The 23,322-nt window shown below is 71.9% G+C and carries 24 protein-coding genes and 1 riboswitch; of the genes, 14 read left to right on the top strand and 10 right to left on the bottom strand.

Features of this window, described 5'->3' with window-relative positions; translation table 11 throughout:
- Position 1: 1 nt before the first annotated feature.
- Together ACWGI6_RS19500 and ACWGI6_RS19495 are read right to left on the bottom strand one after the other, a co-directional pair.
- Positions 2–952 carry an L-tyrosine/L-tryptophan isonitrile synthase family protein gene (locus tag ACWGI6_RS19500; protein ID WP_453268759.1) on the bottom strand — a complete coding sequence of 317 codons (951 nt, stop codon included), beginning with the start codon at positions 950–952 and terminating at the stop codon, positions 2–4.
- Positions 949–2,214, bottom strand: a complete 1,266-nt coding sequence (locus ACWGI6_RS19495; protein WP_453268661.1) for a cytochrome P450 family protein — start codon at positions 2,212–2,214, stop codon at positions 949–951. Before ACWGI6_RS19495 ends, ACWGI6_RS19500 begins: the two co-directional genes overlap by 4 nt.
- A gap of 443 nt (positions 2,215–2,657) precedes the next feature.
- Between ACWGI6_RS19495 and ACWGI6_RS19490 the strand changes: the two genes are divergently transcribed.
- The 3 genes from ACWGI6_RS19490 to ACWGI6_RS19480 are packed head-to-tail and all read left to right on the top strand — an operon-like array spanning position 2,658 to position 5,781.
- Positions 2,658–2,939, top strand: a complete 282-nt coding sequence (locus ACWGI6_RS19490) for a hypothetical protein (RefSeq protein WP_393908985.1) — start codon at positions 2,658–2,660, stop codon at positions 2,937–2,939.
- On the top strand, positions 2,936–5,314 hold the full coding sequence (locus ACWGI6_RS19485; RefSeq protein ID WP_453268660.1) for a heavy metal translocating P-type ATPase: 2,379 nt from the start codon (positions 2,936–2,938) through the stop codon (positions 5,312–5,314). Before ACWGI6_RS19490 ends, ACWGI6_RS19485 begins: the two co-directional genes overlap by 4 nt.
- Positions 5,311–5,781 (top strand): copper chaperone PCu(A)C, encoded by a 471-nt coding sequence (locus tag ACWGI6_RS19480; protein WP_453268659.1) that lies wholly within the window; start codon positions 5,311–5,313, stop codon positions 5,779–5,781. Before ACWGI6_RS19485 ends, ACWGI6_RS19480 begins: the two co-directional genes overlap by 4 nt.
- Before the next feature lie 86 nt (positions 5,782–5,867).
- Here the strand turns inward: ACWGI6_RS19480 and ACWGI6_RS19475 are convergent, their stop codons facing one another.
- Positions 5,868–6,461, bottom strand: a complete 594-nt coding sequence (locus ACWGI6_RS19475; protein ID WP_453268658.1) for a sigma-70 family RNA polymerase sigma factor — start codon at positions 6,459–6,461, stop codon at positions 5,868–5,870.
- Between the two features lie 49 nt (positions 6,462–6,510).
- Between ACWGI6_RS19475 and ACWGI6_RS19470 the strand changes: the two genes are divergently transcribed.
- The gene (locus tag ACWGI6_RS19470; RefSeq protein WP_453268657.1) at positions 6,511–6,798 is read left to right on the top strand and encodes a zf-HC2 domain-containing protein; all 288 of its coding nucleotides are present in this window, start codon (positions 6,511–6,513) and stop codon (positions 6,796–6,798) included.
- Positions 6,799–7,020: 222 nt separating this feature from the next.
- On the opposite strand, the gene ACWGI6_RS19465 is transcribed toward ACWGI6_RS19470, so the two are convergent.
- From ACWGI6_RS19465 to ACWGI6_RS19455, 3 genes are all read right to left on the bottom strand, one after another.
- Positions 7,021–7,779: a PE-PGRS family protein gene (locus ACWGI6_RS19465; protein WP_453268656.1), complete on the bottom strand. Its 759-nt coding sequence runs from the start codon at positions 7,777–7,779 to the stop codon at positions 7,021–7,023.
- A gap of 142 nt (positions 7,780–7,921) precedes the next feature.
- Positions 7,922–8,137, bottom strand: a complete 216-nt coding sequence (locus tag ACWGI6_RS19460) for a ferredoxin (protein WP_453268655.1) — start codon at positions 8,135–8,137, stop codon at positions 7,922–7,924.
- Between the two features lie 4 nt (positions 8,138–8,141).
- The gene (locus ACWGI6_RS19455; protein ID WP_453268654.1) at positions 8,142–9,332 is read right to left on the bottom strand and encodes a cytochrome P450; all 1,191 of its coding nucleotides are present in this window, start codon (positions 9,330–9,332) and stop codon (positions 8,142–8,144) included.
- A gap of 112 nt (positions 9,333–9,444) precedes the next feature.
- Here ACWGI6_RS19455 and ACWGI6_RS19450 point away from each other — a divergent pair, with 112 nt between their 5' ends.
- From ACWGI6_RS19450 to ACWGI6_RS19420, 7 genes are all read left to right on the top strand, one after another.
- Entirely contained in the window at positions 9,445–10,071 is a 627-nt protein-coding gene (locus tag ACWGI6_RS19450; RefSeq protein WP_453268653.1) for a TetR/AcrR family transcriptional regulator, read from the top strand.
- A gap of 146 nt (positions 10,072–10,217) precedes the next feature.
- Positions 10,218–10,655: a hypothetical protein gene (locus tag ACWGI6_RS19445; protein WP_453268652.1), complete on the top strand. Its 438-nt coding sequence runs from the start codon at positions 10,218–10,220 to the stop codon at positions 10,653–10,655.
- Between the two features lie 421 nt (positions 10,656–11,076).
- Positions 11,077–12,051, top strand: a complete 975-nt coding sequence (gene sbnA / locus ACWGI6_RS19440) for a 2,3-diaminopropionate biosynthesis protein SbnA (protein WP_453268651.1) — start codon at positions 11,077–11,079, stop codon at positions 12,049–12,051.
- Positions 12,052–12,067: 16 nt separating this feature from the next.
- Positions 12,068–13,069 carry a 2,3-diaminopropionate biosynthesis protein SbnB gene (gene sbnB, locus ACWGI6_RS19435; protein ID WP_453268650.1) on the top strand — a complete coding sequence of 334 codons (1,002 nt, stop codon included), beginning with the start codon at positions 12,068–12,070 and terminating at the stop codon, positions 13,067–13,069.
- On the top strand, positions 13,066–14,916 hold the full coding sequence (locus tag ACWGI6_RS19430) for an FAD/NAD(P)-binding protein (protein WP_453268649.1): 1,851 nt from the start codon (positions 13,066–13,068) through the stop codon (positions 14,914–14,916). The genes sbnB and ACWGI6_RS19430 overlap by 4 nt, the downstream gene beginning before the upstream one ends.
- Complete coding sequence (locus tag ACWGI6_RS19425; protein WP_453268648.1) at positions 14,913–16,115, top strand: trans-sulfuration enzyme family protein; 1,203 nt, start codon at positions 14,913–14,915, stop codon at positions 16,113–16,115. The genes ACWGI6_RS19430 and ACWGI6_RS19425 overlap by 4 nt, the downstream gene beginning before the upstream one ends.
- Complete coding sequence (locus tag ACWGI6_RS19420) at positions 16,112–17,419, top strand: benzoate/H(+) symporter BenE family transporter (RefSeq protein ID WP_453268647.1); 1,308 nt, start codon at positions 16,112–16,114, stop codon at positions 17,417–17,419. Before ACWGI6_RS19425 ends, ACWGI6_RS19420 begins: the two co-directional genes overlap by 4 nt.
- Positions 17,420–17,577: 158 nt before the next feature.
- Here the strand turns inward: ACWGI6_RS19420 and ACWGI6_RS19415 are convergent, their stop codons facing one another.
- From ACWGI6_RS19415 to ACWGI6_RS19405, 3 genes are all read right to left on the bottom strand, one after another.
- Positions 17,578–18,816 carry an SPFH domain-containing protein gene (locus ACWGI6_RS19415; protein WP_453268646.1) on the bottom strand — a complete coding sequence of 413 codons (1,239 nt, stop codon included), beginning with the start codon at positions 18,814–18,816 and terminating at the stop codon, positions 17,578–17,580.
- Between the two features lie 102 nt (positions 18,817–18,918).
- Positions 18,919–19,140, bottom strand: coding sequence for a hypothetical protein (locus ACWGI6_RS19410; protein WP_393909001.1), 222 nt, complete (start codon positions 19,138–19,140; stop codon positions 18,919–18,921).
- 133 nt (positions 19,141–19,273) lie between these two features.
- Positions 19,274–19,591, bottom strand: coding sequence for a hypothetical protein (locus tag ACWGI6_RS19405; protein WP_453268645.1), 318 nt, complete (start codon positions 19,589–19,591; stop codon positions 19,274–19,276).
- 163 nt (positions 19,592–19,754) lie between these two features.
- Between ACWGI6_RS19405 and ACWGI6_RS19400 the strand changes: the two genes are divergently transcribed.
- The 3 genes from ACWGI6_RS19400 (at position 19,755) to ACWGI6_RS19390 (ending at position 22,407) form a co-directional block, all read left to right on the top strand.
- Positions 19,755–20,747, top strand: coding sequence for a hypothetical protein (locus ACWGI6_RS19400; RefSeq protein ID WP_453268644.1), 993 nt, complete (start codon positions 19,755–19,757; stop codon positions 20,745–20,747).
- A gap of 107 nt (positions 20,748–20,854) precedes the next feature.
- Positions 20,855–20,943: riboswitch (ZMP/ZTP riboswitch) on the top strand.
- A gap of 21 nt (positions 20,944–20,964) precedes the next feature.
- Positions 20,965–21,819, top strand: a complete 855-nt coding sequence (locus ACWGI6_RS19395) for a bifunctional 5,10-methylenetetrahydrofolate dehydrogenase/5,10-methenyltetrahydrofolate cyclohydrolase (RefSeq protein WP_453268643.1) — start codon at positions 20,965–20,967, stop codon at positions 21,817–21,819.
- Positions 21,820–22,074: 255 nt separating this feature from the next.
- On the top strand, positions 22,075–22,407 hold the full coding sequence (locus ACWGI6_RS19390) for a PH domain-containing protein (protein WP_393909005.1): 333 nt from the start codon (positions 22,075–22,077) through the stop codon (positions 22,405–22,407).
- A gap of 39 nt (positions 22,408–22,446) precedes the next feature.
- Here ACWGI6_RS19390 and ACWGI6_RS19385 read toward each other — a convergent pair.
- On the bottom strand, positions 22,447–23,322 hold an 876-nt coding region (locus tag ACWGI6_RS19385), incomplete at its 5' end, for an L-serine ammonia-lyase (RefSeq protein ID WP_453268642.1).

The following is a 23,322-nucleotide window of genomic DNA, read 5'->3' as shown; positions in this document are numbered from 1 at the left end:
CTCACCCGGCCACGAAGTGGCTCGGCCGCCCCCGGTGGAACATCAGCCGGCCGAGCCGTTCGGCCTTCGCGCGGTGCAGCAACTCCCGCCGCCCGTCGCCGTGTTCGAGCACGCAGGAGTGCCAGGGCGTCATCCACACATCGGGCGTATCGAGCAGCCGTATGCCGAACTTGGCCGAGCCCTGCGGCTGCGGATGGATGGAGAGCCGGAACGCGCCCGGGTGGTACGCGCCGACCAGCTCGCCCCAGGCGCGGCTGCGCTGCATCACCCCGTAGGCGCGGCGGCGGCAGTCGCGCTGCAACGCCGAACGGGTGCCCGGGAACGAGGCGGAGTCCTCGAAGAGGAAGCGGGTGATGCCCTGGTACAGGCGGCGCGTCGGTTCGTCGCTGCGCGTCAGGGACCGCAGGGCCTCCAGGGCCGGTGCGTAACGCTCGTGGACCAGGGCCCGTTTGGCGTCGTGCGACAGCCGCTGCCCGTACACCTCGCGCAGGTCGAAGACGTCCAGCCGGGTCAGTCCCTCGTCATGGATCAGGGCGCGCAGCGCGTCCGCGTAGGCATCGATGTCCCGGTCGGACACCTGGATGAGATCGCTGAAGACATGCCCGTCCGAGCAGATGACCACCCGCGCACCGGGCGGGTGGACGGCCTCGATCCGGGCACACAGGGCGTCCAGGAAGCGCAGTGCCAACCGTTCGCCCTCGTCGGGGAGGTGGCCGAGCACCTTGGCGGGGTTGGGCGACTTGCACGGGAAGCCCGGCAGGGTGAACACGATCGGCTCGCCCGCCGCCACCGGAGCGGCGAGCTGCCGCAGTTGGGCGGGGAAGGCGTCCGGGGTGTCCCCGTGGCCGGTGTCCAGCGTGCGGCGGTGGGGCAGGAGCTCGGCGAGCACCGCCGTGCAGCCGGCCGGGTGGCCGAGGGGCACACCGGGTCGCGGCCGGGCCGGGCTGGTCAGCACGCGGCATCCGGCCCGCCCGCGCCCGGACAGGCGGCCGGCGCGCCGTAGGTCACCGGCAGCCGGTCGACCCCGCGCGCCAGTACCGCCGGGATCCAGCCCAGCTCGCCGTCCGGGACGGCCGGCCGCAGGTCCGGCAGCCGTCTCAGCAAGGTGCCCAGGGCGATGTGGAGTTCGATACGGGCGAGTGCGGCGCCGGGGCAGAAGTGGATGCCGTGGCCGAAGGCGAGGTGCGGGTTGGGGGCGCGGTCGAAGTGAAGGGCGTCGGCGTCGGGGAACTGCCGGGCGTCGCGATTGGCCGCACACAGCGACACGATGACGGAGTCGCCCGCCGGGATCCGCGTCCCGTGCAGATCGGTGTCCTCGGCGAAGAACCGCCAGGTCGTCAGCTCGAAGGCGCTGTCATAACGCAACAGTTCCTCGATGGCACGGGGCAGCAGCTCCGGACGGCCGGCCAGCGCCGCCAGGTGGGCGGGATGGCGCAGCAGGGTGACCAGGGCCGTGCTGATCTGGTGGGTGACCGGTTCCTGTCCGGCGACCAGCAGCTGGAAGATCATCGAATCGAGCTCTTCCCGGCCGAGCCGGCCGTCGTCGCGCGCGGCCACCAGCCGGGAGAGCAGATCCTCGCCGTGCTCCCCGCGTTTGTGGACCACCAGATCGGCGATGTACTGCTGCAGTCCGCGCAGCCGCGCCTCGTACGCCGGACGGCCGGGGTCCGCCGGCCCCACGGGCTGGACCACCTTGCCCCAGTCGCGGTCGAAGCGCGCCGCGAACTCCCCCGGCAGCCCGATGACTTCGGCGAGCACCTGAAACGGGAAGCGCCCGGCGAACACCTCGACCAGATCGGCCTCGCCGGCGTCCGGGAGGCCGTCGAGCAGGGCGTCGGCCATCGCCTGGAAGCGGGGGCGGAGCCCCTCGACGCGCTGCGGCGCGAAGGCGTCGGTGATCAGCCGGCGCAGCGCGGTGTGCCGCGGCGGGTCCTGGTGGAGCAGATGCACCTGGAGCTGGGAGTGCTGGGGCTCGGGCATGATCGAGGCGCGGGCCCGCCAGGCCGCGTTGCCACGCGAATGGTGTTTGCCCAGCCGGGTGTCGGTCAGCGCCTGATGGGCGGCCTCGTAGCCGGTGACGAGCCAGGCGCACACCCCGCTGGGGAAGCGCACCCGGTGGACCGGGCCGCGCGCCCGTAGCTCGGCGTACAGGGGATAGGGATCGCGGGTGTACTCCGGCCCGTACAGCTCTACGGGGTCGGGCGGTGTGGACAAGGTGTCCTCCTCGGCGGTGCCGGTCGGTGACGAACCGCGCCCGGACGGCACGGCGTTGGAGAGGTCGTGCGCGGGGCGCGTCGAGTTCCCGCCGGGGACGGTGATTTCGGCCGGGCGGGCGAGCGGGGTGGCGAAGTGGGCGGCCGGGAAGTAACCGAAGAGGATGCCGAAGCAGAGGATGCCGAAGCCGACGTCGAACCGGACCCGGGGGCACCGAAGCGAACGCCGAAGGGGCGCCGAAGCGGACGCCGAAGGGGCGCCGAAGCGGACGCCGAAGGGGCGCCGAAGCGGACGCCGAAGGGGCGCCGAAGGGGACGCCCCACAAACCCAGTTAGTCGGCGCCGGAGGCCGCCGAGTTCCGGCGCGGGAACAGGACAAACCTCACCCTCCGCCGAGCCCCCGATGGCCCGCTCGGCACCGCCTCCACCTGCCACGATGACGCGATGTCCCGCTCTTCGGCCGACCGTAGTCGGCCCCCTCTCCGTCAGGCCGTCCAACGGCTGCTGCCCGCACGGCCGGTCATCGGCTTCCTCGTGCTGCTGGCGCTGCTCGGCACGCTGTCGTACGCGGCCGGTGCCGTCGCCGGTCCGGTGGCCCCGGATCTGCGCCCGGCCGGTGATGCCCGTACGGGAGGCGGCCCGCCCGCCGATGACGGGGACATGGGCGGTATGCACGGCATGGGCGGCGCGGACCCCCGCCCGGTGACGGGGGGAGTGCCGCGATGATGCCGCAGCCCCGGCCCGGACCCCCGTCATCGCCCCCGCTGGCGGCCTCGGCCCCGCCCGGCACCACCACCCTCACGATCGGTGGGATGACCTGCGCGGCCTGTGTGGGCCGGGTCGAGAAGAAGCTCGGCCGGCTGGACGGCGTCGCCGCCACGGTGAACCTCGCCACCGGCCGGGCAACGGTCAGCCACCCCGCGGCGGTCTCCGTCACCGACCTCGTCAGCACCGTCGAGGCCGCCGGGTTCACCGCACAGCTCCACGGGCCCGCCCCGGCGCCGGATGCGGAAGACCGGCCGTCGCTCGCCGGCCGCCCGGACGACCGGGACGACGGCGCCCGCACCGAGCGGCACCGGCTGCTGGTGACCGCGGTGCTCTCGCTCCCCGTCCTGGTCCTGTCGATGGTGCCCGGCTGGCAGTTCCGCGACTGGCAGTGGCTGTGCTTCGTGCTCGCCGCGCCCGTCGCCGTATGGGGCGCCGCCCCCTTCCACGCCCGCGCGCTGCGTGGTCTGCGGCACGGCGCAGCCACCATGGACACCCTGGTCTCGCTCGGCGTCGTCGCCTCCTTCACCTGGTCCGCCTATGCGCTGTTCCTCGGCGGAGCCGGGGCACCCGGAATGACGATGCCGTTCAGCCTGCTGCCCGCCGCCGGCGACGGGGCCGCGCATCTCTACCTGGAAGCCGCCGTCGGTGTGCCGCTGTTCGTGCTGGCCGGGCGGCGGATGGAGGCCAGGGCCCGGCGCGGCACCGGGGCCGCCCTCCGCGCCCTGGCCGAACTCGCCGCCAAGGACGTCGAGGTGCGCACGGCCGACGGCACGGGGGGCGCCCCGGTCAGGCGCATCCCGGTGGACCGGCTGCGGGCCGGCGACCGTTTCCTGGTCCGGCCCGGGGAACGGGTCGCCACCGACGGCACCGTCGTCGAGGGCAGTTCCGCCCTGGACCTGTCCCTGATCAGCGGGGAGAGCCGCCCCGTCGACGTCGGTCCGGGGGCGGCGGCCGTCGGCGGTGCGGTCAACTCCGGTGGTCTGCTGGAGGTACGGGCCGACGCGGTGGGCGCCGACACCCAGCTCGCCCGGATCACCCGGCTCGTCGAGGACGCCCAGACCGGCAAGACCAAGGTCCAGCGGCTCGCCGACGCGGTGGCGGCCGTTTTCGTCCCCGCCGTCCTGACCGTCTCGGTCACCGTCCTGGGCTTCTGGCTCGGCGCCGGGGCCGACCCGCAGGCCGCGGTCACCGCGGCGGTGGCGGTCCTCGTCGTCGCCTGCCCCTGCGCCCTGGGGCTGGCCACCCCGACCGCGCTGCTGGCCGCCACCGGCCGGGGCGCCCAGCTCGGGATCCTGGTCCGCGGGCCGGAGGCGCTGGAGCGACTGCGCCGCATCGACACCGTCGTCCTCGACAAGACCGGCACCCTCACCACGGGCCGGATGAGCGTCACCGCCCTCACCGCGCGCACCGGCGGCCTCGAATCCGCGGCGGTGCTGCGGCTGGCCGCCATCGTCGAGCAGGGCTCCGAACATCCGCTGGCCCGCGCGATCGGCGCGGCCGCCGACGCCCGCCTCCCGGGCCAACCGCTGCCGTCCGTAACGGACTTCGGCGCCACACCCGGGCACGGCGTCCACGGCACGGCCGACCGGCACCGGGTGGAGGTCACCCGGCCAGGCGACCTCACCGGCCTGCCGGCCCCGCTGCCGGAAGCGGTGCACACCGCGGAGGCGGCCGGTCACACCGCCGTCCAGGTCACCGTCGACGGCACCCCGGAGGCCGTCATCGCGGTTGGCGACGCCCTCCGCCCCGACAGCTACCGCGCCGTCGACCACCTGCGCCGCCTGGGGCTGCGGCCGGTCCTGGCCACCGGCGACCGTGCCGCCACCGCCCGCGCGGTGGCCGGCCATCTCGCCATCACCGAAATCCACGCCGGGGCCCGGCCCGAGGACAAGGCCGCCCTCGTCACCACCCTTAGGGAGCAGGGCGCCCGGGTCGCCGTCGTCGGCGACGGCGTCAACGACGCGGCGGCCCTTGCCCTCGCCGACCTCGGGATCGCCATGGGCAGCGGCACCGATGCCGCGATCGGCGCCGCCGATGTCACCCTCGTACGCGAGGACCTCCAGGCCATCCCTGACGCGGTACGCCTGGCCCGGCGCACCCTGGGAACCATCCGCAGCAATCTCGTCTGGGCCTTCGGCTACAACCTCGTCACCGTGCCGCTGGCCGCCGTCGGCCTGCTCAGTCCGATGCCGGCGGCCGCCGCCATGTCCGCCAGCTCCCTCCTCGTCGTGGGCAACAGCCTGCGGCTGCGCGCCTGGCGGCCGGCCGGGCCCGGTAATCCGGTCCGCCGCCCCCACAACCGCCGGACACCGGCCGGCCGGGAGACCTCATGAAACGGCTGTCCGTCCCGTCCGCCGCCGTCCCCTTGCTCACCTGTCTGGCGACCCTCGGCACCCTCACCGCATGGACCGCCACCGGCCATGCGGGCCGCCCCGCGGAACTGAGCGTCCCCGAGGGCCGGGTGCTGATCCCCTCGGGATCCGAGGCCACCGCCGCGTTCTTCACCCTCCGCAACACCGGCGGCGCCGATGACGTCCTGACGGGCGTCACCGGCCCGGCCGGCCACCGCGCGATGCTCAGCCGCACCGTCGACCTCGGGCACAACGCCCGGAGCATGACGATGGTCCGGGCCGCCACCGTCCCGGCGGGCGGCGCGCTGACCATGACGCCGACCACCCTGGACGTCATGGTCAGCCCGCCGCCACGGCTCGCGCCCGGCGACCGGCTCACCTTCACGCTGCACTTCCGCCACGGCCCGCCCCGGACCGTACGGGCCCGCGCGGTACGTCCCGGCCGGTGAACCCGCCGGGCCCCCGACGCCACGGGGCTCATGGACCGGCCTTCGCCCGCCCATGAGCCCCGTCACTCGCCCGATTGCGCGGCCCGTCAGGCCAGGGCGTCCGCGTATACGCGTGGCCCGTCGGCCGGTTCGGGGCGCTCCGCCTCCGTCAGCAACGCGACCAGCGTCTCCCGGGCGCGCGCCACCCGGGACCGCACGGTTCCCACGGGGCAGCCCATCACCCCGGCCGCCGCCGCGTACGGCAGCCCGAGCAACTGCGTGAGCACGAACGCCTCCCGCCGCTGTGGCGCCAGCGCCGCCAGCAGTTCGGCCAGCGCGACGCCCTCGTCGAACCCCGGCACACCCCGCGGCTGCACCCGCTCGGCGGCCGTCTGCCAGTCGTCGGTCGCGGCCAGCCGGGGCCGCACCGCGTGGGACCGGATGCGGTCCGCCACGACCCGCCGGGCGATGGTCAGCAGCCAGGTCCGCGCCGACGACCGGCCCTCGAACCGCGGCAGACTGCGCAGCGCCCGGACATAGGTGTCCTGCACCAGGTCGTCGGTCGCTTGCGGATCACCGCTGAGGTGCGCCACATAGCGCCGCACATCGAGCTGGGTGGCCCGCACGAACTGCTCGACGGCCCGTTCGTCACCGGTACGGGCGGCCAGCGCCCAGCCCGTCACCGCCTCGTCATCCCGCATACCGCGACCGCCCCTCGCCGCCCGGTCGCGCTTCGTGGAGGATGGACGCATGCTCTGCTCGCGCATCCGTACGGCACTCTCCGCCCGCCTCGACGGCGAGGAACTGCCACCCGAGCTCACCCCCGGCCGGCTCGACGACCACCTCGCCGACTGCCGGGACTGCCGACGGTGGGACGCGCAGGCACGTGCCCTGACGGCAGGACTCGACCGCGCCGTCGCGCACCCCGAGGACGACCCGACGGCCGCCGATGCGCTGCTCGCCCGGCTGCGGCCGGCCGCCGCACGGCCGGGGGTACCTCCCGGCTCGGCGGACAGCGGCGGCACCCGGGCAGGTTGAGGCGGGGGACGCGGTGGCCCGCGGGCGCCCGCCCCCGTCGGCCGGTGCGCCGGGAACGGACGCCGGCAGCAGCGCCACCGGCATCCGGACAGGAATCATCATCTGGAGTCCTTCGCATGATCCGGTCGCCGCGCGGCGGGGACCGGTGAAGTCGGAGCCGGGACCGTCGGCGGGTGCACTCGGCGCCCGCCCGTCCGTCGGCTCAGGAATTCGACTGTGCTGTCAGCAGACAGCCGGCTCATGCGGCGGACCCCGCAACGACCTCGTATACGCCAGCAGCAACTGCCGCACCGCACGCCGCGGCTCCTGACGGGCGGCGCGGACGGCGGCCCGCGGCTCGGGCAGCAGAACCCGCAGGACGAGCACCAGCGGCGCGAACAGCCGGGCCGACACGGTCCGTACGAGCCGGAACGCCGCCCGTTCGCCGCCCCACAGCCATCCGGCGCTGAGCAGTGCGACCAGCAGGTGGGCGGCCAGCATGCCGGTCGCGCTGCCGTGCATCCCCGGCATCTGATCCGGGTGGGCCATGCTGCCCATGTGCCCCATGCCGCCCATGTCTTGCACATGGCCCGCATGGTCCATCGAGGGCATGGCCGCCATCTGCTGATGCATCAGCTGCTGCAGCTGTGCGCCGTCCCGGCCGGAGAGCCGCATCCCCTCCGCGCCGCACAGCCAGTTCTCCGCCCACTGGCGTGCGAGCGACCGCTCGCCGCCTCCCGTACGGGCGACCGCCTGGCCGAGCGAGAAGGCGCTGTGCAGGGCCGCCTGGGTGCCGACGGTCAGCAACCCCACCCACAGCGGCCCGCGTTCCCGGCCCGCACAGCACCAGGCGCCGGCCGCGGTCCCCGCCCCGGCGACGAGCAGCATCCACACGGGTACCACGGCATCGGACATCACCATGTGCCCCAGCGCGGCGAGCAGCACACAGACCGCCGCGAACACCGCCGCGCGTAGCCCCCTGAGAACCTGCCCCGCATCCATGACAGGCCCATCGTCGCACCCCTGTTCCGCAGCGGAACGAGAGGGGCCCCGGCCTGCCGCGCCGGCCGGACCCACGCAGAACCGGCAACGGGGCGTGGCCGCCGCCACGCCCCGTCGTCGGTTGTCGCCGCTCTTGCCGTACCTAGGGCCGGGGCCCGATGACCTTCTCGCCGTCCCGGACGGTGATGGCGACGGCCGGGCAGATGTCGGCGGCGTCCAAGGCGCGCTCGTCCTCGTCGATCCGCTCGTTCAGCGGACGTGCGTGCGCGCCGTCCAGGGCGAAGAGATCCGGCGCGATGGCGGCGCAGGATCCCGAGGCCATGCACTGCTCGGGGTCGATCTCCACCTTCCAGCTCATCAGCTCACCACCCCACCGGCATGACCCGCGGACCGCGCACCAGCATCTGGCTCTTCCACTCCACGTCGCCCGCCAGTCGCAGCTCAGGGAACCGGGTGATCAGGGCGATGAGCGCCTCCTGAAGCTCCAGCCGGGCCAGCGGTGCGCCCAGGCAGTGATGGACACCGTGACCGAACCCGAGGTGCTGGGTTCCGCCCCGGGAGATGTCCAGCGTCCCCGGTGCGTCGAAGCGCAGTGCATCGCGGTTGGCCGCGCCCACCGCCACCAGGACCGGGGTGCCGGCCCGCACCAGCGTCCCGCCGACCTCGATGTCCTCCGTCGCATAGCGCGGCTGGCTCGCGCCACTGCCGAGCGGCACGAACCGCAGTAATTCCTCCACGGCCCCGCCGATCAGCTCCGGCTGTTCGCGCAGCAGGGCGAGCTGGCCCGGATGATCCAGCAGCGCAAGAACGAAGTTGGGGATCTGGGTAGCGGTGGTCTCGTGCCCGGCGACCAGGATCCCGACGCACAGGTCGACGAGTTCGAGTTCGGACAGCCGGTCGTTGACGTCCCGGGCATCGATCAGCGCCGTCATCAGATCGTCCTGAGGCGCCCGCCGGTGCTCCTCGATCAACTGCCGCATGTAGGAGCGGAGTTCTTCAAGGTTGGCGTCGAACTCCGCCGCCGTGAGGGAACTTGTCGACAGAGCGGCGTCACTCCACACCCGGAACCGCGGCCGGTCCTCGGCCGGCACGCCGAGCAGCCGGCAGATCACCGCGACGGGGATGGGCAGCGCATAACGGTCCACCAGGTCGGCGGGTGGCCCGGCCGCCGCGAGCTCGTCGAGCAGCCCGTTCGCCAGCTGCTTGACCTGCGGCCTGAGCTTCTCGACCTGGCGGACGGTGAACGCCTTGGCCACCAGCGTGCGCAGCCGGGTGTGATCGGGCGGGTCCATGCCCAGGATGCCGCTGTCGCGGCGCCCTTCGGACTGCCGGGGCTCGTCGTGCCGGACGCCCTCGGCACGGCTGAAGCGCTGATCGCCGAGGACGAACCGGGCCTCGGCGTACCGGGTCACGAGCCAGGCCGGCTCGCCGTACGTCATCCGCACCTTCAGCAGTCCCGGGCGGTTGCGGGCCTGCTCGTACTCTTCGGAAAGCTCAAGGCTCTCGGGGACATTGAAGGGGTAGGAAAGGGGTGCTGTGTCGGCTGTGGTCACGGTGACCTCCCTTGTGTAAGCACCTGCTTACATAAGGTAGGCCGCCCCCTCGGGGCGGTCAACGACGCATTGTGGCCGTCATCGTGACGGGCCAACGGAGAGGAGCGTGGCGATGGCGGAGTCCCCGCAGCACGACGTGCCGAGCACCTACCGCCGGGACGCACAGGGCACGCGACTGCGGTTGCTCGACGCCGCGTCGGAGCTGTTCGCCGAGCGTGGCTACGAGCGGGCCACGGTGCGCGACATCGCGGCCCGCGCCGGGGTCAACCAGGCCCTGCTGTTCCGCTACTTCGGCTCGAAGAAGGCCCTGTTCGGGGAGGTGATGGCGCATGGCGGCCACGAGCAGCTGCGCACCACTCCCGCCGAGCGGCTGTTCGAGGTCGCGCTGCGCGGCATGCTGGCCGGCGGCAGGGAGGGCGCCGACCGCTCGCTGGAGGTGTGTCTGCGCTCCATCGGCGGCAGCGACGAGATCGCGGATGCGCTGCGGGGGCTGGGAGAGGAGTATGCGGCGGTGCTCGCCACGCTCTCCGAGTCCGACACCGGGACCCTGCGCGGGGATCTGGCGCTGTCCTGGCTGCTGGGAATTGGCCTGATGCGTGTGGTGGTCGGCAAGGAGCCGCTGGCGAGCGCCGATCCCGACACGGTGTGCCGGCTCGTCGTGGGCGCCCTGGGGGGTCTGCTGGAGGGCCTGCCGCAGGGTGCGGGGACCGAAGGGGAAAGCGGCCCGATTCCGGAGTGAACAGGCGGGTCGTGGCGTGGCCTGCTGCAGTTCGTGCTGCGTTCCAGTGACTCTGCGGCGGGTCGCGAGTCGATGGACAAAGCCACCCTTATTGTCGGTTTTGCAGAGAATATTCCTTTTCTGCAGAGTCGAGTGAAGGTGGAAACATGCTCCGTTCGATCCCTCGCGGCCTTGCAGTGGCCGGCCTGGCCGCGGCTGCCCTGGTGGTGCCGACGGCAGGCGCCGCCACCGCCGCAACCCCGGTGCCCAACAGCTCACAGACCGCCAAGTGCTACTCGCACCACTGCGACAGGGGCCACTACGGCGACCGGTACCACAACCGGCATCACAACCGGCATCACAACCGACACCACGGCCACAGCCACGGCCGCTTCGGGCACGGCGGCCACGACGGCTACGACGGCTACGGCCGTGACAGCAGCCGCCGCGACGGCGTCGGCTCCGGCCGTGACGGCGGCTACGAACGCGACGGCTTCGGGCGCGACGACGGCTTGGGGCGCGACGGCGCCCGCGAGGGCGGCCGTGACGGTAGCGGCCTGGGCCGGGACGGGCTGCTCGGCCTCGGGGTGCTCGGACTGCTCTAGAACCTGTCAGGTAGCCGTACAGGGGGCCCGGGACGATGCATCCCGGGCTCCCTCTGCATGCCGTGGCATGTGCCGGGCCGCTGGTTTCCGTGGCGTCAACAGGGCCGTGGTGCCGGTATCCGTACGGCCCCGGCCGGACCGACCGGTTAACAGGAGGATTGCATTCCGCCGAGTCGCCCCGCCACATTTCACGTTTCAACGTTTTTTGGATTCAGGTGAATCGTTGTCACGGGGCTTGCGGGATGGCAGGATTGCCCTGTCGCATCGTGAATGGGGGATTTGCGGCCAATGGGGGACGGGGGAAAGGGTCCCTTCTGCGTAGCGCGCACCTGACCCGTGCGCCGACCATCAAGCCCATGGGTATCTCGCTCGAGCGAGTGCACTTGCTTTGCGCTGCCCATTTTCAACGGTTTGGATTCTGGTGATAGCGGAAGAAGTTTATGATCTTGTGCTGGATGATCTCTTCATCCGGCTTGACCAACTGGTTCCGGGGAGTTCGGTCTTCCTCAAGCTGGAGGGTCTCAATCCTGCCGGTTCGGTAAAGCTCAAGACCGCCGTCGCGCTCGTAGCGGCGGCCGAGGATTCCGGTCGCTGCTTTCCGCGGACCCGGCTGATCGAGTCGACGTCGGGAAACCTCGGCGTCGCCCTGGCAATGGTGTGTGCGGCAAAGGGATACCCGCTGACCTGTGTCACGGACCCCAACGCCACCGTCCAGTCGAGGCGCCTGATGGAGGTCCTCGGCGCCGAAGTGGTGGTCATCGACGTCCGGGACGCCCAGGGCGGCTATCTGCAATCGCGCATCGATTACATCGGCGAACGGCTGCGCCGCGATCCCGATCTCCACTGGCTGAACCAGTACGCCAACCCGGCCGGACCGCAGGCGCACCGGGATCGCACCGGCCGTGCGATCTTGGAGGAGATCGGCCATATCGACTACGCCTTCATCGGGGCCGGTACGACGGGAACGCTGATGGGCTGCGCGGAGTACCTCCGCCGGCACAGCCCCGCCACCCGGATCATCGCGGTGGACGCCGCGGGTTCGGTGACCTTCGGCGGGCCGGCCTCCCGGCGGCACATTCCGGGCCTGGGGACGAGCCGGCGCCCGGAAATACTGGACACACGGAATATCGACGACGTCGTGCTCATTCCCGAAGCGGATTCCGTCGAGATGTGCCGGACGCTGGCCGAAGAACGCGGACTGCTCCTGGGCGGGTCGTCCGGAACGGTGTTGTGCGCCGTGCATGATGCGGCCAAGAACATCCCGGACGGAAGTGTCGTGGTGGCGATTTCACCGGACTTCGGCGATCGCTATCTGGAGACCATCTACAACGACGCATGGGTGGCCGAACGCTGGCCCGAGATAGCCGGCCACAAGATATCTCAGGCACCGGCCTGAGACGGGGGGAAGATTTATGTTCAACTTCGAGATAGTCGCCGGAGAAACGGTGCGCCAGGTCCTCGACGACAAGCGCGGAGACGTCCTCGGCATTGTGCGCAGCGCCTACCGGGCGCATGAGTCCGGAGACTCCATCAATCCGGACAGCTACTTCCTCCGCTTCCCGGACAAGCCGGATTCCCGGATCATTGCGCTGCCCGCGTTCCTGGGCGCCGACGTCCAGCTCGCCGGCATCAAATGGATTGCGAGCTTCCCGGGCAACACCCGCATCGGAGCCCCGCGGGCATCGGCCGTCCTCCTTCTGAACGACTACGAGACCGGCTACCCGATCGCCTGCCTGGAAGCCGCGAGCATCAGCTCGGCCCGTACCGCCGCCTCCGCGGCCGTCGCGGCCACCGCGCTCCGCCCGGACGGCTTCGCGGGGACCCGGATCGCCGTCGTGGGCGGGGGAGTCATCGCGCGCAACATCTGCGACTACCTGGCCGTCGCGGGCTGCGTCCCGGACTCGTACCTCGTCCACGACCTCGACGAGGCCTCCGGACAGGCCCTGGCCGAGCATGTGCGCACCACCCAGCACTGTGCGGCCACCTTCACCGCCGACCTCGATGCCGCACTGCGGGCCGACACCGTCGTCTTCGCCACGACCGCGCTGGAGCCCTACGTCAGCACGCCGTTCAAGCCCGGCCAGCTCGTGCTCCATGTCTCCCTGCGTGACCTGGCCCCCGAGGTGGTCCTGGCGGCGGACAACGTCCTCGACGACATCGACCACTGCCTCAAGGCGCAGACCTCACCCCACCTCGCCGAGCAGCTGTCCGGCTCCCGCGAGTTCGTCAACGGGACCCTCGCCGGAGTGCTGAACGGCGAGGTGACGCTCTCCCCGGACCGCCCGGTGATCTTCTCGCCGTTCGGCCTGGGTGTGCTGGACCTGGCCGTGGGCGCGTTCGTCCTGGGCGAGGCCCGCAAGGACGGCACCGCCATCGAGGTGCCCAACTTCTTCGGGGAGACCCGCCGGTGGTGAACCACATACCCCGCTCCGTCGCGATCGTGGGCGCCGGATCGCGCGGCCTGGGCATCTTCGAACGGCTGGTCGCGCACTGCCTCGACCGGCCCGCCCCGCTCACCGTCCACCTCATCGACCCGCAGCCCTTCGGCGCCGGATTCCACCTGCCCGGCCAGCCCGACCACCTCCTGCTCAACACCGTCTGCGCACAGCTGACGGCCTTTGCCGACGCGGACATGGTGGACGGCCCCGTACCGTTGTCCGGCCCCTCGCTCCACGCATGGTGCCGACAACGGGATCTGCGGCTGGCGGACGACGGTTATACCGTGCGCGCGGGAGAGGGACGGGAGATCCGGCCGAACGACTTCCTGCCGCGCAGGCTCCTGAACGAATATCTCGTCTGGGCGGCGGAGGAGATCGCCGAGGCGGCGCCCGAGACCCTCACACTGGTCCGGCACGGTACGACCGCCGTCGACATCCTCCCCGGGGCACCGGACACCGAGACGGTGGTCCTCGCCGACGGCACCCGCATCGAAGCCGATGCCGTCTTCGTCACCGTCGGGCACCACACGCTCTACCGGCCCGCGGCGCCCGCCCCCGATCCACGACTGGTCACCCGCCCCTACCCGCTGCCCGCGGCGCTCGACAGTATCGGAGCGGGTGAACGCGTCGCCGTCCTCGGCGCGGGGCTGACCGCCATGGACGTCATCGCCACGCTGACGCTCGGACGCGGCGGCAGGCACACGACGGGCGCGGACGGAATGCGCTACCTCCCCAGTGGGCGGGAGCCGTCGATCGTGCTCACCAACCGCTCCGGGCTGCCCTCGCGCAGCCGCCCCCGCCTCCACCCTGGACGTGTGCGCTTCGCGCCGCTGGCGCTGACCACGGACCGTCTCGACGCGCTCCGCACCCACCGTGCGGAGGGACGGCTCCGCTTTGCCGACGATGTCCTGCCGCTCGTCGAGGCCGAGATGGAACTCGCCTACTACCGCGCGCTGCTGGCCCGGGAGCTGGGCGACGCCATGAGCGCGGGGCTGGAACTCACCAGGCGCTGCGCCAGGGCGGGGCACGAGAGCGTACTGGCGGAGCTGCGTGCCCGGTTCGGCCCCGGCCCGGTGCCCGGGATCCTGTCCGCTGACCTCACGGACCGGCAGTGGACGGGGTACGACGCCTACCGTGACTGGTTCACCGCCGAGGTCACCGCCGATCTGGCCGAGGCCAGGGAAGGCCTCGGTGTGAGCCCCCTCAAGGAGGCCCTGGAGGTCCTCCGCGACCACCGCGATGTCCTGCGGGCGGTCATCGACCCGCCCGGCGTCGACGACGCGTCCCTGGCCACGTTCTTCGGGGAGTTCGCTCCCGCGGTGAACCGGCAGGTGATCGGCCCGCAGCTCGACCGGTCGGCGGAGCTGCTCTCCCTGATCGCCGCGGGGATCGTCCGGCTCGGCCCCGGCCCGCAGCCGAAGGTCGTCGCACCGGCCGGAGCGGGCCCCTGGCGACTGGAATCCACCTGTCTGGCCCAGCCGTTGAGGATGGAGGTCGACCACGTGGTGCAGGCGCATGTGGCCGAGCCCGGCGCGGACCGGGTGCCCGGGTCGCTGCTCGGCACGCTCGTCGCCGCGGGCCGCCTCCGTACCCTCGCCCACCGCGGAGGCACGGTGCACGGGCTCGACGTCACCCGGCAGGGCCAGGGCATCGACCGTACGGGCGCCGCGCAGCCGCGTCTGTTCCTCCTCGGCCCGCACACCGAGGGATCCAGTTACTACAACCACTATGTGCCCTCGCCCGGCGCGCCCTCCCGTGCACTGCTGGACGCGGAACTCGCCCTGGGCACTGCTCTGCCGGAACTGATGACGAGGAAGCGATGAACAACAGCGAGACCTTCACCCCGTGGACGCAGGAGTACCGGCCCGAGACGCGCGCCGCGCAGGGCGACGGCTGGCGCTGCCCGACCACCGGCGCCGTGCCGCCCCCGGTCGGGCTGGGCGCCACCTACGCGCGCGACAACGCATACCGGTCGCCCGCCGGACTGGCGTACCTCCGGGACCAGGGGACGCCGGGGTACGAGCAGGTCGAGAACGTGGTGGCGGGTCTGGAGGGCGGCTCGGACGCGCTCGTCTTCTCGTCCGGTATGGCCGCCGCCACCTCCGTCTTCCAGGTACTGCCCGCCGGCGCGCGGGTCGTGGTCCCGCAGACCATGTACTTCGGACTCACCAAGTGGCTGCGGGAGTTCGGCCCCCAGCGCGGCCTGGACGTCGTCCAGGCACCCATGAACGACCTGGACGCGGTGGCTGCCGCCGTGACCGCTGCCCCGACCGCGCTGGTGTGGGCGGAATCCCCGGCGAACCCCACCTGGACGGTGACCGACCTCGCCGCGTGCGCCGAGATCGCGCACCGGGCCGGCGCCTTGTTCGGCGTCGACAACACCGTCCCCACCCCGGTGCACTCCCGGCCGTTCGCACTCGGCGCCGACCTGATCATGCATTCCGGCACCAAGTACCTCAACGGCCATACGGATGTCGTCGCCGGACTGCTCGTCAAGGCGCCGGAGAGCACGGAGGCCCGGGACGCGATCTGGGAACGGCTGCAGCTGCACCGCCGGCTGACCGGCCCGATACTCGGGCCGCTGGAGACCTACCTCCTCATGCGGGGCATCCGCACGCTCTTCCCCCGTATGCGCCAGATCTCGGCCACCACGATGGCAGTGGCCGAGCACTTCGCGGAACACCCCCTCGTCCGCCGCGTCGCCTACCCGGGACTGCCCACCGACCCCGGACACGAGATCGCCGCCCGCCAGATGACCGGGGGATTCAGTGGCATGCTCTCCCTGCACGTCGACGGCGCATGGCAGCAGTCCCTGCGTACCGCGAACCACTGCGAACTCTTCATCCGCGCCACGTCGTTGGGCGGCGTGGAGAGTCTGATCGAACACCGCTACACCTTCGAAGGGCCGGGTAGTACCTCGCCGAAGGACATGCTGCGCCTGTCCATAGGTCTGGAGAGCCCCTCAGACCTCGTCGCCGACCTCGAACAGGCCCTTGAAAAGGCCGCTAAGGAAGACCGTTGAGTTCCAAGACCCCCACTCCCCACTCCGAAGCCGCCCCGCCGGACTCCTCCGCGCCGGCGGGCGCCGCGGCATCGGAAGGCGCCGGCCCGCCCTCGGCCGCCGGGCCGGGGCGCCGGCCCGGCTTCCTGCGTGACGCCTCACTGTCCGCGGTACTGGCGGGCTTCGTCGCCGTCGTCGTGTCCTACTCGGGTCCGCTCGTCATCGTGCTCGCGGCGGCATCCGCCGGGCACCTCGACACCGCCCAGACCAGCTCATGGGTATGGGCCATCTCCATCGGCAGTGGTCTGACCTGCATCGCGCTGAGCCTGCGCACCAAGATGCCGGTGATCACCGCATGGTCGACCCCCGGTGCGGCCCTCCTGGTCACGAGCCTGGGGGCCTACTCCTACGCGGAAGCCATCGGGGCCTTCCTCATCACCGGACTGGTGATCACCCTGGTCGGTCTGACCGGGGTGTTCGGGTGGCTGATGCGGCAGGTGCCCACCGCCGTCGTCTCCGCCATGCTCGCCGGCATCCTGTTCTCGTTCGGCACAGGAGTCTTCACCTCCCTCAAGACCGCACCGTTCATTGCCGGTTCGGTACTGGTCGCCTACCTCCTGGCCAAGCGCTGGCTGCCCCGGTACGCCGTACTCGTCGCCCTGGCGGCGGGCGTCCTCGCCAGCGCGGCCAGCTCCCGGCTGGACATCCATCTGGACCGGATCGAGCTGGCCAAGCCGGTCCTGACGACCCCGGACTTCTCGCTCGCCTCGCTCATCGGCATCGCGGTGCCCATGATCCTGGCGACCCTCGCCTCGCAGAACGCACCGGGCATGGCGGTGCTCACCGCGTCCGGCTACCAGCCCAAGGACCGCCTCCTGATCGGTTCGACGGGCCTGGTCTCCACGCTGCTCGCCCCGTTCGGCTCCCACGCCATCAACCTCGCGGCGATCACGGCCGCCATCTGCACCGGCCCCGAATCCCACCGCGACCCCCGGCGCCGATACGTGGCCGGAGTCTCCTGCGGAGCGTTCTACCTCCTCATCGGGGCGTTCGGCTCGACGCTGGTGGTGCTCTTCGCGGGACTGCCCAAGGAACTCGTGGCGGCGGTCGCCGGTGTCGCGCTGCTCGGCGCCCTGGCCGGCGGCCTGACCGGTGCGGTGAAGGAGGAGAAGGACCGCGAGGCGGCCCTGATCACCTTCCTCGCCACCGCCTCCGGCGTCACCCTCTTCGGCATCGGATCCGCCTTCTGGGGACTGCTCTTCGGGGTCGTCGCCCACCTCGTCCTGACCCGCTGGCGCGGTACGCCCAAGGAATCCGCCGCCTGACCTGATCCGCCGTTCGCCGACGGCGGACCCGGCGCCGCCGGGCCGCCGGACACCTTCCGTGTCCGGCGGACCCGGCGCTGCCCGTCAGGAGTTCCCTGTCCTGTCCGGCCGGCCCGGCCTGCCATCTCGCGGGTCTCGCGGGCGGGTGACGGGAACGGTCAGGAGGAGCCGGATCCGGCGCCTTCCCGGTTCAGATTCGTCACCTTCTGCGGCACCGGCCCCGCACCGTCGGCGAGCGGGGGAGCGGAGCCGGACGTGGTGGTCCCCTGCTTGAGGCTGTCGAGAATGGCCAGCCCCTGGCCGACGATGCCGGAGGCGATCTCGTTCACCCCGTCGGTGCCGTTGAGCACCGTCAGCCGGGAGCCGGAGAGGCCCTCGGCCGCGGCCTTGGCGAGGGCGGGGAGGTTCTCGATGGTGCGGTTGGCGGCGATCAGCTCCTGGTTGCCGTCCCGCAGCGAGCCCGCGAGGGCCGTGTTCGCATCGGCCCGTGCCTGGGCGACGGCCCGCTCGCTGTAGGCGCGGGCATCCGCCTCGAAGCGGACCTGGTCACGCTGTGCCTCCGCCAGGGTGCGCAGCCGGTAGGCCTCGGCGTCCGCCGGGCGGCGCACCTCGGCCTCCAGCCGCTGGGCGGCGAGCGAGGCCTGCCGCTGGGCCAGCGCGGTCTGCTCCTCGATGACCTCCTGCGAGGCCCTGGCCTGCGACAGCGGGCCGGCCTGTGCGGCGCGGGCGTTGTACTGCTCGGTCTCGGCGAGGAAGCCGGCCCGCTTGATCGCGGTGTCCCGCTCGTACTCGGCCTTGAGTGCCGCCGCCTGCTGTTCCCGCTCGGTGGCTTCCTGGTCGGCCTTGGCCTGTGCGATCCGCGCCGCGCTGGCGACCGCCGCGGCGTGCGGGGCGGCGAGGTTGGTGATGTAGCCGGAGGTGTCGGCGATCTCCTGGATCTGCAGGGCGTCGACGACGATGCCGAGCTTCTCCATCTCGGAGTGGCTGCCGTCCTTGACCTCCTGGGCGACCCGGTCCCGTTCCCGGATGATCTGCTCGACGGTCAGCCCGCCGACGATCGACCGCAGGTGACCGGCGAAGATCCGGCCCACCAGCTCTTCCATGGTGGTCTGCTCGTCCAGGAACCGGCGCGCGGCGTTGGCGATCGAGGTCTGGTCGTCACCGACCTTGAAGACGGCGACCGCGCGGACCCCGATCCGGATGCCCTGCTGGGTGACGCAGTCCTCGGAGATCTCCGCCTCCCGCAGCGAGAGCGCCAGCAGGCTCGCCTTCTGCTTGACGGGCATGACCCAGCAGCCATGGCCCGTGACGATACGGAATTGGGCGTCCCCGGTCCGGCGCTTCGAGCCGGAGATCAACAGCGCCTCGTTCGGCGCAGGAACATGCCAGAACAACATCGAAAGGCTCCTGGTCCGTTGCGACCGGCCTCGGTGGGTGTGCGGGGACGGCTGCGGGAAAGGCAGTGCTCGGGCGGCCGGCCACGGTCTTCGGACGGCCGGTCACGTGGGCAGCGGCGCGACGATCACCGACCGCGCCGAGGTGTGGTCCACCACGATGACCTGTGTATGGCGGGCGATGGGCTCGCGGGACCAGGCGGCGAAGGCCTCGGTCCCGCCGCGTACGGGCAGCAGCACCTCGCCCGGCCCGTCGCTCGGGATCGAGACGGTCACTCGCCCGATCACCCCGATCGGGCTGAAGTCCGTGTCATCCGTTGCGCTCACCCGGGCTCCGTCGCTGGTCAAAGCCGCTGTCGGCGCAGGAGCCGGGCAGCGGTAAATCCTCGACAACTCAACGGTACTCCGGCCGGGGCGCCGCTTCAGTCCGCGAGCCGGCGCCCGCCGGCGCACACCGGGTTCAGGCGTCCAGCCGGGCCGTACGGGCCGCGGGGACGTGCTTTCTCGGCGGCAGCACATCGGGCGCGCGATGGGGCCGGAGAGCCGTCAGGGCCGTCTCGGTCTCCTCCATCAGTGCGCGGTAGGAGACCAGCCGCTGCCACTCCGGATCGGCAACCCCGGGTACGGTGGCGGCGCGCTCCGTCCACTGCTTGACCAGCCCGGCGTACACCGGTGTCTGCCTGATGATCTCCGCGGTGATCCACCGTGGTGTGTGCCCGGGGCGGGGGAGGGGGGTCTGTCCGTGACCTGCGACGGTGCCGGAAGAGGGGTCGCTCATGGCCGTAGAAACGATTCTTCCGCCCTGGGGTCACTGCGTATTTTTGCAGGAGTCCGTACTTCCGCCGCGGAGGCAAGGACGTATCTCTCTCGAATATCACCTTATGCAGTGATCTATAGCCGGGAAGCAGTCCAAGTACCGGCGAAGAAACGTTGACGCAGTCATGGAACCGAGGGAGTTGTGGGAGCGGCATGCCGTACTCGCACAGGCGTTTTGCAGCAGCGATGACGAGGTCCGCCGGACGCAGGGACTCCTCGACGAGGCCGAGGCCCGCCGTTCGCGGACCCTGGCCGCCTTCGCCGTGACCGTCGGCAGCGACGGGGTGGTGGCGGAGCTGCTCGGCCTGGACGAGCGCGAAGTGCGCCTGGCCCGCCGCACGGTGGGCAAGGACGACGCCCGCGCGGTCGCCAAGAGCCTACTCGCCCAGAACACCTGCGAGCAGCCGCCCGCCCAGCAGACCGCCACACCCCCCGCGGCACACTCCACGACGCCCCCCGCGGCGCACTCCACGCCGCACTCCACGCCGCACCCCGTGGGCCCGGCAGCGCCGGCGACGGCCCACGCCCCCGCCGCCCCCCAGCCCGGCGAACCGGCCTGGGCGCCGGCCCTGGACGCGGTCCTGATGAGCAGCTGGCACAGCGGAGTTGACCTCACCGCGCTGGCCACCGAACTCGGACTCGATGTCCGGCTCCTTGTGGCACGCGCACAACAGCTCGCCGCCGAAAGCCGCCCGACCCAGGCGCCGCCACCGGACCGCACGGGCCGGCATCGCCGGATGGCCAATCTCCCGCCTTCCCCACAGCACGAGAGCGCCCATCTGACCTGGCGCGAGCGCCCACCGCAGCCGACGCGCGAGTCCTACGAGCACGATCCCTGGAAGCAGCAGCAGTACCAGAACTACCCGGATCAGCAGGAGTACCAGGAGTACCGGGTCTACGAGGAGCACCCACAGCAACACCCACAGCACCAGCAACAACACACACAGCACCAGCAACAGCATCCACAGCACCAGCAGTATCAACAGCCTTCCCATGCCACCTGGGATGCCAGTGCCATCACCGCCGCGCAGCACGACTGGGACGGCATCCTCAGCCACTGGGAAGCCACCAGCTCCACCACGCCGCCGCTCTCCGCCCCTGGTCAAGGGGGTGTGTGACGAGCCCGGTCCCTCGGGCACCCGCCCGGCCGTTGAGGGGCTCGACGCGCGTGACGGAGTAGATGCCGGGGACCTCCTCCAGGGCTTCCGGGCGTCGATTACAGTGGGCGCCGGGCCGTGACTGGCGCTTGGGTGGAGTACCACCGGGGAGCGGCTCGGCCACTTCTGGCCAGTGCCGCGCGCCTGGGCGATCCGACACGACGCTCAGGAGCACACCATGTCCCGGACCGCACGCCTCATGGACGGCAGCACACTGGCCCGCCGCATCGTCGAACAGGCCGCGGAGCGCGCGGCGGCCCTCACCCGGCAGACCGGAACGTCCCCGTGTCTGGCGACCGTACTGGTGGGCGACGACCCCGCCTCGGCGACGTACGTCCGCATGAAGCGTGCGCGCTGCGAGAAGGCCGGGATCCGCTCCCGGCATATCGCGCTCCCCGCCGCCACCACGACCGCGGAGCTGGTCGACACGATCACCGCACTGTCGGACGACCCCGACGTGCACGGCATCCTGCTCCAGCACCCGGCCGGCCCGCACATCGACGAGCGTGCCGCCTTCGAGGCCATCGCCCCCGAGAAGGACGTCGACGGCGTCACCTGCCACTCCTTCGCCGCGATGAGCTTCGGCCTGGACGGCTTCGCCTCCTGCACGCCCGGCGGCATCCTGCGCCTCCTGGATCACTACGACGTCGACCTGGCCGGCAAGCACGCCGTCGTGGTCGGTCGCAGTGCGATCCTCGGCAAGCCCGTCGGGATGCTGCTGCTCGCGCGCAATGCCACGGTCACCTACTGCCACTCCCGCACCACCGACCTCGCATCGATCACCAAGGACGCCGATGTCCTGGTCGCCGCCGTCGGCCGTCCCCGGTTCCTGAGCGGCGAGCACCTCAAGCCCGGGGCCGTCGTGATCGACGCCGGCTCCAACCCCGGCAACGTCGGTGACGTGGACTTCGAGTCGGCGTGCACCCGTGCCTCCCTGATCACCCCGGTCCCCGGCGGCGTCGGTCCGATGACCATCGCCACCTTGCTCACCCAGACCGTCGATGCCGCCACCGCCCAGCTGAAGGCGGGCTGATCGCCGTGCGTTGAGATTCCGTCATGGTTGTGAAGGCGCGCGCCCGGCTTGCGGTGGTCGTCCGTATGATCGCGAGAGGGAGAGCTGACCACCCCCGGAGGCTTGAACACACATGACGGAACGGCGAGTTGTCCTCGTGGCGGGCGGTGGGACGGGCATCGTCGCCGCCCCGCGCGGCCGCTGCGGGCGGCCGGGTGTGCCGCGCTTGCCTTCCGTATCGAGGCCCACGACGGCGCGAGAGGCTGAGGACGGACGATGACAGACACCCTCTACCGGGACCGTTGGATCGAGTGCACCGCCGATGCTCTGCGCATCCGCGGCTACTACTTCCCGTGGGGTACGAAGACCGTCCGCTACGCCTCGATTCAGGCGGTCCGGCGGGTGGAGATCGGCGCCTTCAGCGGTCAGGCCCGGATCTGGGGGACCGCCCACCCGCGCTACTGGGCGAGTCTGGACCCGGGGCGGTTCTCGAAGAAGGACGCGCTGATCCTCGATCTGGGCCGCTTCGTCCGTCCGTTCATCACGCCGGACGACGCCGAAGCCGTGGCGACGATCCTGCGCGAACGCGCACCCGCGCCGCCCGGGTGATCCGCCCGCCCCCCGGGGGCACGGGCTACTTGCCGGTCCTCAGCACTCGATGATGTTGACGGCGAGGCCACCGCGTGCGGTTTCCTTGTATTTGACGCTCATGTCGGCGCCGGTGTCCTTCATGGTCTTGATGACCTTGTCGAGGGAGACGTGGTGGCGGCCGTCGCCGCGCAGGGCCATGCGGGCGGCGGTGACGGCTTTGACGGCGGCCATGCCGTTGCGTTCGATGCAGGGGATCTGGACGAGGCCGCCGACGGGGTCGCAGGTCAGGCCGAGGTTGTGTTCCATGCCGATCTCGGCGGCGTTCTCGACCTGTTCGGGGGAGCCGCCGAGGACCTCGGCGAGGCCGCCGGCGGCCATGGAGCAGGCGGAGCCGACCTCGCCCTGGCAGCCGACCTCGGCGCCGGAGATGGAGGCGTTCTCCTTGAAGAGCATGCCGATGGCGCCGGCGGCGAGCAGGAAGCGGACCACGCCGTCTTGCTTGTCTCCTGCAGAGGCACTACCGGCCCCGAAGTTGATGTAGTAGTGCAGGACGGCGGGGATGATGCCGGCGGCGCCGTTGGTGGGGGCGGTCACGACGCGGCCGCCGGCGGCGTTCTCCTCGTTGACGGACATGGCGTAGAGGGTGGTCCACTCCATGGCGTGGGCTTCGGCGTTGCCTTCGGAGCGCAGCTGGCGGGCGGAGTGGGCGGCGCGGCGGCGGACCTTGAGGCCGCCGGGCAGGATGCCCTCGCGGGACATGCCGCGGGTGACGCAGGACTGCATGACCTGCCAGATCTCCAGGAGTCCGGCGCGGATCTCGTCCTCGGTGCGCCAGGCCTTCTCGTTGTCCAGCATGAGGGCGGAGATGGACAGGCCGGTGTCCTGGGACAGGCGCAGGAGTTCGTCGCCGGTGCGGAAGGAGTGGGTCAGTGC

The sequence above is a fragment of the Streptomyces sp. NPDC054786 genome (assembly GCF_053611685.1).
Note: the sequence above shows the minus strand (reverse complement) of the source record. Positions and strands in the feature narration are given on the sequence as shown.

Coding starts and splice junctions, on each gene's coding strand:
- ACWGI6_RS19405 (WP_453268645.1), bottom strand. CDS start 19,591: ATGAGCGACCCCTCTTCCGGCACCGTCGCAGGTCACGGACAGACCCCC.
- ACWGI6_RS19400 (WP_453268644.1), top strand. CDS start 19,755: ATGGAACCGAGGGAGTTGTGGGAGCGGCATGCCGTACTCGCACAGGCG.
- ACWGI6_RS19395 (WP_453268643.1), top strand. CDS start 20,965: ATGTCCCGGACCGCACGCCTCATGGACGGCAGCACACTGGCCCGCCGC.
- ACWGI6_RS19470 (WP_453268657.1), top strand. CDS start 6,511: ATGCTCTGCTCGCGCATCCGTACGGCACTCTCCGCCCGCCTCGACGGC.
- ACWGI6_RS19480 (WP_453268659.1), top strand. CDS start 5,311: ATGAAACGGCTGTCCGTCCCGTCCGCCGCCGTCCCCTTGCTCACCTGT.
- ACWGI6_RS19475 (WP_453268658.1), bottom strand. CDS start 6,461: ATGCGGGATGACGAGGCGGTGACGGGCTGGGCGCTGGCCGCCCGTACC.
- ACWGI6_RS19415 (WP_453268646.1), bottom strand. CDS start 18,816: ATGTTGTTCTGGCATGTTCCTGCGCCGAACGAGGCGCTGTTGATCTCC.
- sbnB (WP_453268650.1), top strand. CDS start 12,068: ATGTTCAACTTCGAGATAGTCGCCGGAGAAACGGTGCGCCAGGTCCTC.
- ACWGI6_RS19450 (WP_453268653.1), top strand. CDS start 9,445: ATGGCGGAGTCCCCGCAGCACGACGTGCCGAGCACCTACCGCCGGGAC.
- ACWGI6_RS19390 (WP_393909005.1), top strand. CDS start 22,075: ATGACAGACACCCTCTACCGGGACCGTTGGATCGAGTGCACCGCCGAT.
- ACWGI6_RS19445 (WP_453268652.1), top strand. CDS start 10,218: ATGCTCCGTTCGATCCCTCGCGGCCTTGCAGTGGCCGGCCTGGCCGCG.
- ACWGI6_RS19490 (WP_393908985.1), top strand. CDS start 2,658: ATGTCCCGCTCTTCGGCCGACCGTAGTCGGCCCCCTCTCCGTCAGGCC.
- ACWGI6_RS19485 (WP_453268660.1), top strand. CDS start 2,936: ATGATGCCGCAGCCCCGGCCCGGACCCCCGTCATCGCCCCCGCTGGCG.
- ACWGI6_RS19465 (WP_453268656.1), bottom strand. CDS start 7,779: ATGGATGCGGGGCAGGTTCTCAGGGGGCTACGCGCGGCGGTGTTCGCG.
- ACWGI6_RS19460 (WP_453268655.1), bottom strand. CDS start 8,137: ATGAGCTGGAAGGTGGAGATCGACCCCGAGCAGTGCATGGCCTCGGGA.
- ACWGI6_RS19425 (WP_453268648.1), top strand. CDS start 14,913: ATGAACAACAGCGAGACCTTCACCCCGTGGACGCAGGAGTACCGGCCC.